This is a genomic window from Bradyrhizobium sp. UBA2491, from assembly GCF_002341725.1.
Taxonomy (GTDB): Bacteria; Pseudomonadota; Alphaproteobacteria; order Rhizobiales; family Xanthobacteraceae; genus Bradyrhizobium.
The window spans coordinates 45,489-58,826 of sequence record NZ_DDOP01000017.1; the positions used below are offsets into that span (position 1 = coordinate 45,489).

Annotated in this window: 12 protein-coding genes; 6 read left to right on the top strand and 6 right to left on the bottom strand. The window is 63.3% G+C overall.

Annotated elements, in window-relative coordinates; all coding sequences use genetic code 11:
- Positions 1 to 94: 94 nt before the first annotated feature.
- Positions 95 to 649, top strand: coding sequence for a MarR family winged helix-turn-helix transcriptional regulator (locus tag B2W55_RS05510; protein ID WP_024584724.1), 555 nt, complete (start codon positions 95 to 97; stop codon positions 647 to 649).
- A gap of 238 nt (positions 650 to 887) precedes the next feature.
- Here B2W55_RS05510 and B2W55_RS05515 read toward each other — a convergent pair whose 3' ends face one another.
- The 3 genes from B2W55_RS05515 to B2W55_RS05525 form a co-directional block, all read right to left on the bottom strand.
- Complete coding sequence (locus B2W55_RS05515) at positions 888 to 2,441, bottom strand: porin (RefSeq protein WP_024584723.1); 1,554 nt, start codon at positions 2,439 to 2,441, stop codon at positions 888 to 890.
- Between the two features lie 458 nt (positions 2,442 to 2,899).
- Positions 2,900 to 3,166 carry a helix-turn-helix domain-containing protein gene (locus tag B2W55_RS05520; protein ID WP_043855173.1) on the bottom strand — a complete coding sequence of 89 codons (267 nt, stop codon included), beginning with the start codon at positions 3,164 to 3,166 and terminating at the stop codon, positions 2,900 to 2,902.
- A gap of 284 nt (positions 3,167 to 3,450) precedes the next feature.
- Positions 3,451 to 3,654: a hypothetical protein gene (locus B2W55_RS05525; protein ID WP_024584722.1), complete on the bottom strand. Its 204-nt coding sequence runs from the start codon at positions 3,652 to 3,654 to the stop codon at positions 3,451 to 3,453.
- Positions 3,655 to 3,864: 210 nt separating this feature from the next.
- Here B2W55_RS05525 and B2W55_RS05530 point away from each other — a divergent pair, with 210 nt between their 5' ends.
- Positions 3,865 to 5,130: a GNAT family N-acetyltransferase gene (locus tag B2W55_RS05530; RefSeq protein ID WP_291532189.1), complete on the top strand. Its 1,266-nt coding sequence runs from the start codon at positions 3,865 to 3,867 to the stop codon at positions 5,128 to 5,130.
- 90 nt (positions 5,131 to 5,220) lie between these two features.
- Here B2W55_RS05530 and B2W55_RS05535 read toward each other — a convergent pair whose 3' ends face one another.
- Positions 5,221 to 6,450 (bottom strand): MFS transporter, encoded by a 1,230-nt coding sequence (locus tag B2W55_RS05535; protein ID WP_024584720.1) that lies wholly within the window; start codon positions 6,448 to 6,450, stop codon positions 5,221 to 5,223.
- 83 nt (positions 6,451 to 6,533) lie between these two features.
- On the opposite strand from B2W55_RS05535, the gene B2W55_RS05540 reads away from it, so the two are divergent.
- Genes B2W55_RS05540 through B2W55_RS05555 form a run of 4 tightly spaced genes read left to right on the top strand, consistent with a single transcriptional unit; the run spans position 6,534 to position 10,142 of the window.
- Positions 6,534 to 7,022: a MarR family winged helix-turn-helix transcriptional regulator gene (locus B2W55_RS05540; protein ID WP_024584719.1), complete on the top strand. Its 489-nt coding sequence runs from the start codon at positions 6,534 to 6,536 to the stop codon at positions 7,020 to 7,022.
- 2 nt (positions 7,023 to 7,024) lie between these two features.
- On the top strand, positions 7,025 to 9,076 hold the full coding sequence (locus B2W55_RS05545) for an FUSC family protein (RefSeq protein WP_024584718.1): 2,052 nt from the start codon (positions 7,025 to 7,027) through the stop codon (positions 9,074 to 9,076).
- A complete protein-coding gene (locus B2W55_RS05550; RefSeq protein WP_024584717.1) occupies positions 9,073 to 9,279 on the top strand; it encodes a DUF1656 domain-containing protein in 207 nt (68 codons plus the stop codon). The genes B2W55_RS05545 and B2W55_RS05550 overlap by 4 nt, the downstream gene beginning before the upstream one ends.
- Positions 9,276 to 10,142 (top strand): HlyD family secretion protein, encoded by an 867-nt coding sequence (locus B2W55_RS05555; protein WP_024584716.1) that lies wholly within the window; start codon positions 9,276 to 9,278, stop codon positions 10,140 to 10,142. The genes B2W55_RS05550 and B2W55_RS05555 overlap by 4 nt, the downstream gene beginning before the upstream one ends.
- Positions 10,143 to 10,258: 116 nt before the next feature.
- On the opposite strand, the gene B2W55_RS05560 is transcribed toward B2W55_RS05555, so the two are convergent.
- Both B2W55_RS05560 and B2W55_RS05565 read right to left on the bottom strand, forming a co-directional pair.
- Positions 10,259 to 10,852, bottom strand: a complete 594-nt coding sequence (locus B2W55_RS05560) for a hypothetical protein (RefSeq protein ID WP_291532190.1) — start codon at positions 10,850 to 10,852, stop codon at positions 10,259 to 10,261.
- Positions 10,853 to 11,064: 212 nt separating this feature from the next.
- On the bottom strand, positions 11,065 to 13,122 hold the full coding sequence (locus tag B2W55_RS05565) for an alkaline phosphatase family protein (RefSeq protein WP_244442333.1): 2,058 nt from the start codon (positions 13,120 to 13,122) through the stop codon (positions 11,065 to 11,067).
- Positions 13,123 to 13,338 lie beyond the last annotated feature (216 nt).

Consider the following 13,338-nt stretch of genomic DNA (forward strand, 5'->3'; position numbering starts at 1 on the left):
CCGGCTCTGCGGAAGGCGACACCAAATCCCGACGCGCCCCTAAGTCGCGGACCCAGACAGGTTCGAGCAGCGAGGAACCTACAGTAACAGGTCGATGGTCGGCTCGCAGATGAACGACGATGAGACCAAGCTCTGGTTGCGGCTGCTCGGCTGCTCGTCACAAATCGCACGAGTGATCAATCGGCGGCTCAGGGATCGATTCGAATACAGCCTTGCCCGGCTGCATGTCCTCGAAGCTCTATCGGCCTCCAAACGAGGCGTAGCGTTGAGCCAGCTCGCCAGCGCTTTGATGGTGCCGCAAAGCAACGTCACCGCTCTCGTCAATGAACTCGTCAAGGTCGGTCACGTCCGGCGCGTAACGGCGGAGGCGGATCGCCGCGTTCAGGTTGTTCTGCTGACGAAGGCCGGCAGGGCCATGCTTCGCCGGCTGCGGACGGAGCAGACGCGCTCGCTCTCGGCCTTATTCCTGGATGTGCCGCGCGAAGACATCGCAAGCCTGCTAATGGATCTCACGGCGTTCGAACAGGCAGTGTCCGCCAACCTTGAATTGAACAGCAGCAAGCGGCGAGCCGCTCGCAAGAGAAGACGGCAACCTCCGGCCAAGCCGCCCCGCCGCCGGGTCGCCTCGCAATCGCGCGCAAAGAAATAGATCGCCGAACCAGAGCATTTTCGATTCTGATGGGATCAGAACCGAAACTTCGTCCGACGCGTTCTCCTCACCCGAACTTGCGTCCACCCCACCTGCACTTCGGGAAATGCGGATCGGCGTGGCAAGGTCCACACGGCGATCAAAATGCGAAGGCCTCCGGTGGACATACCGGAGGCCTTCCTTGGAGGTGACAAGTTTTACAAGTTCAGAGCAATCTCCCTTCCTGGTGGATAAATCTTTACCAGTTGCGCTGAGCGCGAAGGAGCAAGAGCACGGTGTCCTGATCCTTCAGCTCGTACACGGCGCCCGGTTTGCCGATGCCGGCACTGCCCGGATACGCGATCGTGCCGGCGAACTTCTGATCCACGTGCGTGTAGGTCAGGTCTGCCGAGAAGGTCAGGTTCTTGACCGGGGTCCACCGGGTGATCAGGCCGAGCTGCGCGATATTGTAATCCGGGTTGCAAGAGGTCAGGCCGGCGGTGCCGAACGCGGCGCCGAACGAACCACCCACGCCAGAGCCTGTTGGGCCGCAGATGTAGGACTTGGCGGTGCCGTTATAGCGGACCCCGGCGTAAGCACCGTAGATCGCAGTGTTCCAGTAGGCATCCCAATTGTGGGTGTACGCGCCGCGCATGCCCCAGGTCGTGATCAACTGCTGCTGACCACCGGCGACGAACACCGAGTCGGGCGCTATGCCGAAGCCGACGCTTTGATAGGCCCCCGGCAGATTGGTGCCGCCAAAGACCGTGTTCGCACCGGCCGAACCGGCAAGATCCTGGATATTGTAGCGGGTTGCGCCGTTCGTGTAGACGCCCTGGATGTTGATCGTGTCGCCAGGTCCGGTCGGGATGTTCTTGATCGACAGGGCCAACGCACCAGCCCAGCCCCACTTGTCGTCCGGATGACCGGTCGATTCGTTGCCGCCGTAGTAGGCCGCATGGTTGTTATGCGCCGCGAACGACGCCTGGAACAGACCCCAGGCCTGGTCGACGCGCAACATCGCAACAAGGTCCGGAGCGATCGTGCCGGCGTAGTTGCTGAGGCCGAACGGGCCGAGTGCGCCCGGAGTTGCGCCCAGATTGTTGACGCCGGCCTGATAGTAGGCCGTCTGATCCTGCGCGGACAGCGCCATCGACACGCCGTTGCCGAACTGCGCGGTGTAGGTGAACTGGTTCACACCGGTGATCGTGCCACCGCCGCCGACCAGACCGTCGTAGTTGTTGCCCGGGTAGTTGGCCCACGGAGCAGCGAACTGCGAGACCGCCTTGCCCATGGTGAAGCCCGCAAACTGGATAAAGGCGTAGTAGACGCCGACCGTACCGGCCGCAACGGCGCCGCCGTTGGCGTTGTTCGGCGCCGAGGCCGTGCCGATCGCCGAGTAGATGCTCGAGCCATTGCCCTGCCCGGCATAGCTATCCGTGGTCCAGCTGAAGGTCGCATCGAAGAAGGTGCGAACCACGCCGTATTCGGTCGCGGTGCGCGTGTCGATATTCAGATCCTGACGGGAGCGCCAGGTGTAGCCGTTGGTGTAACGATTGTTCGCCCCGGCGGGACCCGAGGTGTTGCCGGTGTTGTCGGAGTTCGTATTCGCCAGAACGTCGACGCGCAGATAGCCGCCCAGCTTGATGCACGTATCGCTGCCCGGAATGTAGTAGAAGCCCGGGCCGTACAGGGAACACACCTTGACGTATTCGACCGCCTTGGCCTTCACCGGAAGGTCGGCTGCTTGCGCGCCGCCCACTGCAATGAGCGACGCTGCCGAAGCCAGAATAATACTCTTGGAAAGCTGCATAAATCCTCCTGCCCTTTTTCGTTTGAGGAGATTTACGATCGAGCCGATTGCGCCCCTGATCTTCATCCCCAACCAATTCGCGTCGCTTCGGCGTGAGAAGGATGATCGGTGACCGATCTCCAACCTCCGCAAAGCCCCTCATCACGCAGGATCGATGAGAACAACAGTTCGTGAGACGCGACAATGCGACAAATACTTGTCACACGCATTCGATGTCATCGCGTGATACTTCTAACACACTGTTATAAAACGATATTTTTATTCCTTACATGAAGTATCAATAGCGCTACAAGAATAGCTTTTTAGCTATCTCCCGATCCCTGGCTTGTCGCGCACGCGAACGACATCCATGTCGCACCTCAAACTGAGTGGCGCGAGTTGACCAGGATCGATTCAGTTGAGCGGGAACGTCCGAGCGCCGGAAAATCCAGATCGCTGCACGTCGTATCGAAAATTCTTCAGCCGACCTCGGGCTTGGCAACGCCGTCTTGTCGTGCCGTCGAAACATGGACTCCAAGGTTCGGCGCACCCACAAATTCGATGCCGGCATTTTCAAGCGCCTCGCGAATCCGTTGCACCGTGTCGAAGTTGGCCTCTATCCGGCCTTCAAGACGCTCTAGTCGTCGGATCGTCGCAAGTGCCAAACCAGCTTCTTGCGCAAGCCGATCCTGCCTCCAGCGGAGGAGCGCACGCGCCGCCTTGATCTGCCGTACGTCCGTAAGCATTCCCTTCGAGTTCCTCCTGGACGGCTGCGTTGTGTTCTCAATTCGGCTGAGTATTCGCAACGTTCCCGCCGACTGCCTTCCACGGCAGGAGTTGGCCGAACTCCTGGAACGTCATCCGGTCGATGTCTGTTCCGCCGATCATCATCCCTTCCGGCGCGATGGCCGCGATTGCGCCAGCGGCAACCGGTCCGGCCGTCGGCACACCTCCTCCGTGCATCCGCGGCACATACGCGCGACGATCGCGACACGGTGCAAGAACGAAACAAGCGGAGCGCATCCTCGACCTATTTGTACTGTTTACACAGAGGTGCAAACGGAGGATTGCACTGGACGGCGCGGTAGATTGCCACAGTCTCATTGAAAATGATCCACGCTGCGATCGGCGCCTGATTGTCGATGCTATCGAATAGCTCGTGACGCATGGAACCGGCCTTGAGAGTTGAGCCATCAACCTTGTTCATGGCATCGGCCATCGTGACGTGCGGCATGGTGACCTGCGTCGCCAGGACCGATCGCTGCAGCGGCGTGCCGCATTAACGTTAGCAAGCGCATCGCATTAACCTCCACAGGTTGAATTTCTTGACGGCCCACACGCCACGTTGGAGAGTTGATGCAAGGACGCGCGCCTACGCGGAGCATTCGCAACTTCCTGCTCGCGTGATGTCGACCGACCCGAGTTTGTCGACAGCCATTTGATCTTGCCGTCCGACGGCGCTGTCGCAATTAGGCGGCAGGAGACGAAGTGGCGAAACATGCTGAGCGCAACGTCCCATACAGCGGTCCGGGCTATTCTGCCGCACGAAGGTCTGTCGATCGCGCCGGATCGTCCGGCTCCGCAGTCCGAACCCATCGTCCAGACCGACCGGCAAGCGCTGCGCAAGGGCGCAGCGAGGCCGATGACGACTGCGGACGTTCCCGCGGTCGCAGGCCTCTTCCTCAAGGTCTTCAGGGGAAGCGACAGGCCCGCTGGCGCGGATCTCAAGGGCTATCTGCACGCACTGACCTTGGGATCACCGTCCTATAGCGAGGCGGCGGGCACGCAAATCTATCAACAGCAGGACGGCCTCATCTCGAGCGCCCTGCTTTCGGTCCCGATGCGCTTCATGGCGTGCGGCAATGTCATCCCGGGACGGCTGCTCGGCGTCTTCATGACGAACAGGGACTCCGCCGGAGCCGCCCAGCTCAATCTTGGTCTGCGGCCGAAGAAGGCAAGTCTTTCGTTCTGTGACAGCGCATCGCCGACCAGCGCCAGGTCCTTGATGGCCATCGGCGGAAAGACGATTCCGATGCAGAACCTGGAGTGGGTGCGCACCTTCCGTCCGCTAAGCGCATTGCTCGGGCGTCATTCGCCCCGCGTCCTGCGCCGGATTGAGCCGGGCCTGGCAGCGCTCTTGCGTCCCGTCGATGCTTTCCTTGGTCGCCTCCGCGGTGACGACAACATCGAGGGCCCCGCCGGCGCGAAGGTGCTGGAGATGTCCGTCGCGGACTTCCTGGCGCATGCGCCGCGGTTGATCGCCCATTACGCCGTCCGCCCGCTCTGGTCGGAGGACGAGCTCGGCTGGCTCGTCGGCCTCGCGGCGCAGAACACCAGACTAGGCAGCTTCACGATCCGCGCGATCGAAGACCGTTCCGGCGCGCTGCTTGGTTGTTTTGTCTACTACGCGTCGCCGGGACGGACCGCGCATGTGCTCAACATCCTGTCGCTGCCCGGCCAGGAAGTCGGCGTGCTGGGTGCGATGTTCCGCCACCTCGAAGACAGCGGCCATGTCGAGGCTCGCGGCCGTGCGCAGCCGGCTCTGATGGCGGGGCTCGGGCTGCAACGCTGGCTCGTGTTCCGGCACCGCGCCTTCGCCATGGCATTGACGCGTGTTCCGGAAGTGAACGACGCCATCGTGCGCGGCGATATCTATGTCGGCGGCCTCGCGGGCGAGGACTGGAGCCGGCTGATGTGCGACTTCGGCTGAGATCCGGCAGCACCCTGCGCTATGCGGCGTGCACAACATCATGTCGCCGTGCACGAAGCACGTCCATCAACGCGGCAGCTGCGCGTTAGCTCACGGCTTGCCCGGTTGGGGCGGCAGAAGTTGTCCGGCCAGAACCACCCCGATCACGGCGACCGCCGCCATCACGAGCGTCCAGCTGACGAACAGTTGATGGCCGATGAGCACGCCGCTCAGCAGTGGAGCACTGATATTGGCACCCGACATCAACGATTGGTTGAGGCCCATGATCATGCCCTGACGGTTGATCGCGGTGCTGCGCGACAATTCGGCGGTCAGCGTGCTGCGGGTGAACATCATGCCGACGATGATCAGCGTCAGGAACAGCACCAGCAGGCTGATCCGCGGCGCGAACGCGAGCCCCGAAAATCCGATCGCCATGCAGGCGAATGCCGCCAGCACGATGATCCTGTCCGAAGCGAAGATATTCGCCCGCGTGATCAGGAGGCACTGCACGACCATGTTGATGAAGCCGGCATAGGCGAACACCGCACCGAGTTCGCGCGCACCGAACGGATGCCCATCCCAGCTGAACCGCGCGGACAGGAACAGGCCGATCTGCGACAGGAACATCGAGTTCACGAAGAAGAACACGATGAGCAGAGCGAGCACGCGCCACGCATAGCGCATCCCGGCGATCGTGCGCGCCAGCGTCGGCTCGGGCACCCGCTGCTGGTAGAGCGGCTCGGAGGCCGGATGATCGGGCGACAGCAAGGCGATGGTGGCGACAATGCTGATCAGCGACAGGACCGCCGCCGCCCATACCGGATAAGTGTCACCATAGTGGACCAGAAGGCCCGAGAGCGCAGGGCCGACCAGCAAGCCGGTCCCGATCGCACCGCTGGTCATGCCGAGCGCCTGCTTGCGGGTCGAAGGTGCGCTATGCTCGGCCACATAGGCATGCGCCACCGAGATGTTGCCGGACGTCAGCCCGTCGATGATCCGCGCCAGGAACACCAGCGTCAGGTTGCCTGCGATGGCCAGCAAGACGAAGCCGACACATGTGCCGATTTGACTGACCACCAGCACCTTGCGGCGGCCGTAGCGGTCGGACAGCATGCCGACGATCGGGCCCGCGATCAGCTGACATACCGCATAGACCGAGATCAGGGCACCGATCACGAACGGCGTCGCGCCGAGCCGCTGTGAGTAGAACGGCAGCAATGGCAGGATGATGCCCATTCCGGTGGCATCCACCGCCACGACGATGAAGGTCGGGATCAGCGCCAGGCTGCTATCGCCGCGAAGCCCCTCATCCGCTCCTGCCGTGAAGCCCGTGCCCATTGCCCGATCGCTTTTGCGTGATCATCAGGGTGATGCCCAATTATATAGTTGCAGCCTAATAGTTTGTATCCTATCTAATTTGCATGCCTCCATCGCAATCCCATATCCACGCCGAGATCGGCCGCCTGATCACCAGGCTCGCCCGGATCTGGCGACGCGAGTCGGATCAGGCGCTGTCCGATCACGGCCTGTCCTACGCGACGGCTATCCCGTTGCTGGTGCTGTCGCGGCAGGGGGAAAACGTCCGCCAGGGCGTGCTGGCCGACGAATTGGGGATCGAAGGTCCTTCGCTGGTGCGGCTGATCGATCTGCTCGCGTCGGAAGGCCTGGTCGAGCGCCGCGAGGACCCGACCGACCGGCGCGCCAAGACGCTGCACCTGACCGCGAGCGGCAAGGCCAAGGCCGAGGACATCGACCGCATCCTGCGCCGCGTGCGTGCCAGTGTGCTGAAGGATATCGAGAGCGAGAAACTTGCGATAACCTTCGAGACGCTCCAGCGCATCGAGCAGCGTGCGAGCCGCCTCCAGGACGCCAGGTCTGGTCCGGCGAAGACTGCTCCAGAGGCGAAATAGTCATGCGCGCCGAAGAGCCATTCCTGGTCCGCCACGCGGACCTCGTTTTCGCTTTGAAGACGTTCGCAGCATCCATGCTGGCGCTTGTGATCGCCCTGGCGATCGATCTGCCGCGGCCCTACTGGGCGATGGCGACGGTCTACATCACGTCGCAGCCACTGGCCGGCGCGACCAGTTCGAAAGCGTTCTTCCGCGTGATGGGAACGTTGATCGGCGCGATCGTCACGGTGGCGATGGTGCCGAACCTCGTCAACGCGCCCGAGCTGCTCTGCCTTGCCATCGCGTTGTGGGTCGGGCTCTGCCTCTATCTGTCGCTGCTCGACGGAACCCCACGCAGCTATGTCTTCATGCTGGGCGGATACACCGTCGCATTGATCGGCTTTCCGTCCGTCGCCGAACCCGGAAGCATTTTCGATATCGCGCTGGCGCGGGTCGAGGAGATCTCGCTCGGCATCATCTGCGCAAGCCTGGTGTCGACCGTGGTGTTTCCGCGCAGCGTCGCGCCGGCGGTCGGCAGCCGGGTCAGGAGCTGGCTGTCGGATGCCCGCCGCCTGTCCCGCGACGTGCTGCTTGATCACGGCAGCAGCGAGACGCGCCGGGCCCAACGCCTCCGCCTCGCGACCGACATCGTCGAGATCGATACGCTGGCGACCCATCTCGCCTATGACCGGCTGGCCGACACCGGCACCGTGCGCGGTCTCGCCGAGGTTCGGTTGCGCATGCTGATGCTGTTGCCGATCGTGACGTCGATCGAAGACCGGCTTGCCGCGCTCGGTGCGGCGGTGCTGCAACAGCAGCCGGGACTACAGCGCCTGATCGGCGACGTCGCCGCCTGGATCGTGGACGAGGATCGCCAGCGGCAATCCGGCGAGCAGATCCGCGCTGATATCGCCGAGCGGCAATCCGCCCTCGACGGCCTCGCGGCGCGGGAACGCATCATCACGATCAGCCTGCTGCTGCGGCTGCGCGACCTCGTCGACATCTCGGCCGACTGCCGCGCGGTGGCCGATGCTATTGCCGCGGGCCAGGATATCTCCTCAGTGCCGTTCGCATTCCATCCGGAGGCCGGAGCGGCTCCGGTCCGGCATCGCGACCACGGCATGGCGCTGTGGTCGGCCGCGGGGACCACGGTCGCCATCCTGATCTGTTGCGGCGTGTGGATCGCCACCGGCTGGGCCGATGGCGCTTCGGCGCCGATGATGGCGGCGGTCGCCTGCTCCTTCTTCGCCGCGCAGGACGAGCCGGCGCGCAGCATCCGGGCCTTCGGCCTGTTCTCGCTGGTCGCCGTCGTCATCGTCGCGATCTATCAGTTCGCGGTGGTGCCGAGCATCTCCCATGTCGAGGTCCTGATCGCCGCGCTGGCGCCGACCTTCCTGACATATGGATTCCTGATCGCACGACCCAGCACCGCGCCGATCGGCATGGCGCTCGCCGCCAACACGGCGACGCTGCTCGCGCTGCAATCGACCTACAGCGCGGATTTCGCCAGCTTTGCCAACACGTCCGTCGCCTTCTTCCTCGGTGTCGTGATCGCGGAGATCGTGACGCGGATCGCGCGCGGCGTCGGTGCCGAATGGATCGCCAAGCGGCTGATGACGTCGAGCTGGCAGACGCTCGCGGTCGCGGCCGAGCGGCGTGGCCGCGGCGATCGCGCGCAGTTTGCCGGCCTGATGCTGCATCGGCTCGGACTGCTGGTGCAGCGCATCGCCTTCATCTCCGAGAGCGACCGCCGCGACACCGACAGCCTGGTCCAGCTGCGCATCGGGCTCAACATCATCGATCTTCGGCGCGCCCGCTACGGCCTCGCCGCATCGACCGTGCGCGCCATCGACCACATGCTGGACGACCTCGCGGCGGCGTTTCGCGCCCATGCGGATCAGGCACTGCCGGCCGAATTGCTGTCATGCGTCGATGCCGCGGTGACCGCGGTCGTCAAGGACCCCAATGAGCGCGCGCGGGACGATGCGCTGCTCGGACTCGTCGGCATCCGCCGCGGCCTGTTTCCGAATGCGCCGGCGTATCGATCGCAGCCCGAGGAGAGTTTTGCGGCATGAGATATGAGCTCGACATCTACGGAGTTCTGGTTCCCGCGCTGCTGCTGTGGCTCGTTATTGCCTATGCGCTCAGCGTGCTGCTGAGCCGGATCATGCAGCGCTTCGGCCTCTACCGGCTGGTCTGGCATCGCGCGCTGTTCAATTTCGCACTGTATGTCTGCCTGCTCGGCGGCGTCGTCTATCTTTCGGAGTTTCTGCCATGAAGGGGAATTTCGCCTGGCTCGGCCGGGTCGCGCTGACTGCCGTCGCGCTCGTCGCCGCGCTCGCCGTGGCTCACGCGCTCTGGGTCTACTACATGGAATCGCCATGGACCCGCGACGGCAGGGTCCGCGCCGACGTGGTCCAGGTCGCGCCCGACGTATCCGGCTTCGTCACCGACGTGCTGGTCAAGGACAATCAGCCCGTGCATCGCGGCGATATCCTGTTCCGGATCGATCGCGCCCGCTTTGCCCTGGCATTGCAGCAGGCCGACGCGGCGGTCGCCGGCCATCGCGCCACGCTGGATCAGGCCGATTCCGACCTCAAGCGCTACAGCGCGCTGACCACCGATGCGGTGTCGCAGCAGAAGCAGGAGCAGGTGCTGGCCACGCAGCTGCAAGCCAAGGCCGCCTATGATCAGGCGGTTGCCGATCGCGCCGTGGCGCAGCTCAATCTGGACCGCAGCGAGGTGCACGCATCGGTCAACGGCACCATCACCAACATGGATCTGCGGCCCGGCGCCTATGTCACCGCGGGCAAGGGCGTGATGGCGCTGGTCGACACCGATACGCTGCATGTCGAAGGCTATTTCGAGGAAACCAAGCTCGCGCGGATCCGTGTCGGCGACAAGGCGCAGGTCCGGCTGATGGGCGAGCCGGCCCGGCTCACCGGTCACGTCGAGAGCATCGCGGCCGGCATCGCCGACCGCGACCGCACCGACGGCGCGAACCTGCTCGCCAACGTCAACCCGACCTTCAGCTGGGTTCGCCTCGCGCAGCGCGTCCCGGTACGCATCGCGCTGGATCAGCTGCCGGATCGCATCGCGCTGGTCGCCGGCCGTTCGGCGACGGTGGAGATCATGAACTAGGGCGTTTCGAGCGAAGTGGATGCCGGTTCGCGTGAAGAACACGCGTCACGACAAGAACTGAGAGCCCCGTTCCGATTCCATCGGAACGGGAAGGGCTCTGGCCGGATCGTGACAGCTCACTGCGAAGCCGGCGGCGCCACCCAGACGTCGCTCTGCTGAATCCGGCGGATCAGCGCCTGCGGATCGAACTTGCGGATACCAGCAGGAATCTCGAAGAGATGCGCCGGCTGGGGCTCGTCGCGGATGTGATCCGCCGCGATCAGCGTGCCGTCCGCGATCCTGACCTGCACCGGGAATCTGCGCGCGCGATCGATCCAGCCGACAAAGCCGGCGTCGGACGGTGCCGTGACGCGGTACACGTCGGTGCTGCGCCCCGCGACGCTGTCCGTTCCGTCGCGCTGGCAGCGCCACGTCGCGGGATCGAGCGGTGCGGCGAGCTGCGCGAACGCCTGCCATTGCCGGCAAGGATCGTCCGGATCGACCGGTACGAACATCTGGGTCAGCCGGCTCGATTGCCTCGCGTCCATGAAAACATGCGCGCCGGGACGGACGAAATGCGCCACGGGCCTCGCGGCATCGATCAGGAAGAAACCGTCCGGCAACGCGGTTGCTTCGATCCGCGCCTTTTGGCCCGCGACATGCAGTGTCCCGAGCGTGCTGATCGCCTGGTCTTTCCGCGCCACGAGGTCGGCCGAAAACTGCTGCGCCATGACCGGCGTCGGAATATCAGCCAGGATCGCAACGGCAAGAAACCAAGCAGCGACGTTCCGGCCAGTCGGGCAATTCGTCTCGTCGTGCTTCATCGCGTGTTCCGATCGATCAGGCCGTGGACAAGCAAGACATGACGACGCCGATCGAACCATTGGCTCGATCGGCGCCGGCCTCAATTCAGATCACGACCTCGTTCAGGACGGGGACGTGATCACTCGGTGTAGGACAGCGTGACCGGCTTGTTGAAGTCGAACGCGTCGAACATGTCGGACAGCGCCGGGCTGTTGGTCGGGACGTACTCGTTGTTCCTCGAGTAGGTCGGGTTCGGCAGGTTGTCGCGGCTACGGTTCGTGAGCGGCTGGAGGGCCCAGTTGCGCTCGATGAACTTCAGCAGCGAAACGTGGTCGCCGTAGTTGTGGTAGATCTTGCCGCCGGTCGAATAGGGCGACAGGATCAGGATCGGCATGCGCGGTCCGTCGCCGAAGAAGTCGATCGACTGCAGATAGCCCGAATCCCAGTAGCCGCCGGCTTCGTCCCAGGTGATGAAGACAGCGGTTTCAGCCTTCAGTTCCGGATTGTTATCCAGCGCGCTGAGCACGTTCAGGACATAGGCCTCGAACAGATCGACCTTCGAGCTCTGCGGATGACCGTCGAGCAGGCCGTCAGGCTTGCCGAACGACACCGAGGGCAGCGAGTTCTTCTCGATCGCGGTGATCAGATCGGCAGTGTCCTTGATATGGGCCTGGCGCGTGGCCGGATTGGCCATGATCGAGGTCGCATACTGGAACGGATTGCAGATCTGACAATAGGCGACACCGAGCGCATGCGCCGGATCGGCAACCGCCGCGGCGCTGAGGTTCGGGTTCGACGGGTTGGCAGCGACCGCAGCGTTCGAAAGCGCCACGGCGTCGTTGTACGCACCACCGTAGTACGCCCAGGAGATGTTCTTCTCCATCAGCGCATCGCCGATCGTGCGAACCGGCGACGGCGGCAGGTTGTTGCCGCCGGACAGCGCGCCATTCGGCAGATAGCCCGGATTGGTGTTGTTGAGCATGTAGTAGTGGTTGGGCTTGCAGTTCGGCTCGGCCGCGTAAGGCAGATTGTTGAGGTAATTGACGATCGGCTTCACGCCGGGCTGGAACACGTCAGAGCAATTGCTGAAATTGCCGTCGACGGTGTAGCGGTTGACCGAGCCCGAAGCAGGGTTCGGATTGGCGATCAGGCTGGCCGGCGGCGTCGCCGGGTTGCCCTTGCCGTCGCTCCAGAACGCCGCATCGCCGGTGCCGAGCATGAAGTGGTTCGCGCCGGTGCCGCCGTGGAACGACTGGTGGAAATTGTCGCCGAGCGTGAAGCGGTCGGCGAGCATCTTCAGGACCGGGGCCTGACCCTGCTGGGCGTTGTAGAAGCCCATCGAGTTGGCCATGCTCTTGTTGGACGCCGAGTAGGTCGCCATCACGAACGGAAACAGGTCGTTGAGGCAACCCGAATTGTTCTTCTTGGTGGCGCTGGCGACGCTGCAGTCTTCCTGCTGCCAGTCCTGATAGAAACGATGCGTCGTGTCGCCGGTGTAGTCGTCGTCGCTGATCTGCTCGCCCTGCAACGGGAACGGTCCATTCAGACCGCCGGCGCCGGGAACGCGGGTATCAAGCACACCGGTCGGCAGGCCGCTGAAGCCGGTGGTGAGGATGTCGAGATCGCTCGGATCCATGTCCTTCTCGACACTGGCTTCCGCGATCGTCTTGAACGGTGCCCCGGTGTCGCTCTGCGCGGTCGGCGTGCCGTTGGTGTTCGGCTGCGGCATCGCGTTGGTCGCGTTGTAGGGCGACTTCGCGATCGCCGGCGCGCCGATATAGAACGACGGCTGGCCCGCGACCGAGAACTGCTGCGCCTGGGCGAAATTCGGCCCCGGCGTTCCGTCCTCGTTGACGATGCCCTTCGACAGCAGGTTCGAGATGGTCTGCCCCTTGCCCTTCGGCTTGTACACACCGAAGGTGTGATCGAGACCGCGGTTCTCACCGATCAGGATGATGACATGCTTGATCGGCGAAGCGGTCTTGCCGCCGTGATCCTTGTCACCATGTTCGCCACCATGATCATTCCTGGCGCGATCTGCCTCCTGATGCGCGCGATGATTGTGATGCGAACGCTTGTCCCAATCACTGTGACCGCCGGGATAATGCGCGGCATATGCAGCCGTTGCGACGAGCACCGTCGACGCGATGCAGAGCGCGGTGCTGGTTCGCCAGTGCTTTTTGTAATTCAAACTCATTGTCGACCTCAGGTGTTTGCGGTTAGCAACACAACCTGCTTAATGCGACAACATGACGCAGAATTTTCGCTCCCGTGAACCCACATAAGAAATTTCGAAACGTTCAAAGATTTTCTGTGGAGACATCGGCAGCAGCGAGCTGCATCTTCACGCACCTCAATCGATCGAATAGCGATTGCGTGATCAACGCGACTGCGAAGACCACGAATGCTCGTC

Coding starts and splice junctions, on each gene's coding strand:
- B2W55_RS05535 (WP_024584720.1), bottom strand. CDS start 6,450: ATGGGCACGGGCTTCACGGCAGGAGCGGATGAGGGGCTTCGCGGCGAT.
- B2W55_RS05565 (WP_244442333.1), bottom strand. CDS start 13,122: ATGAGTTTGAATTACAAAAAGCACTGGCGAACCAGCACCGCGCTCTGC.
- B2W55_RS05510 (WP_024584724.1), top strand. CDS start 95: ATGGTCGGCTCGCAGATGAACGACGATGAGACCAAGCTCTGGTTGCGG.
- B2W55_RS05545 (WP_024584718.1), top strand. CDS start 7,025: ATGCGCGCCGAAGAGCCATTCCTGGTCCGCCACGCGGACCTCGTTTTC.
- B2W55_RS05555 (WP_024584716.1), top strand. CDS start 9,276: ATGAAGGGGAATTTCGCCTGGCTCGGCCGGGTCGCGCTGACTGCCGTC.
- B2W55_RS05540 (WP_024584719.1), top strand. CDS start 6,534: ATGCCTCCATCGCAATCCCATATCCACGCCGAGATCGGCCGCCTGATC.
- B2W55_RS05560 (WP_291532190.1), bottom strand. CDS start 10,852: ATGGCGCAGCAGTTTTCGGCCGACCTCGTGGCGCGGAAAGACCAGGCG.
- B2W55_RS05515 (WP_024584723.1), bottom strand. CDS start 2,441: ATGCAGCTTTCCAAGAGTATTATTCTGGCTTCGGCAGCGTCGCTCATT.
- B2W55_RS05550 (WP_024584717.1), top strand. CDS start 9,073: ATGAGATATGAGCTCGACATCTACGGAGTTCTGGTTCCCGCGCTGCTG.
- B2W55_RS05525 (WP_024584722.1), bottom strand. CDS start 3,654: ATGCCGCACGTCACGATGGCCGATGCCATGAACAAGGTTGATGGCTCA.
- B2W55_RS05520 (WP_043855173.1), bottom strand. CDS start 3,166: ATGCTTACGGACGTACGGCAGATCAAGGCGGCGCGTGCGCTCCTCCGC.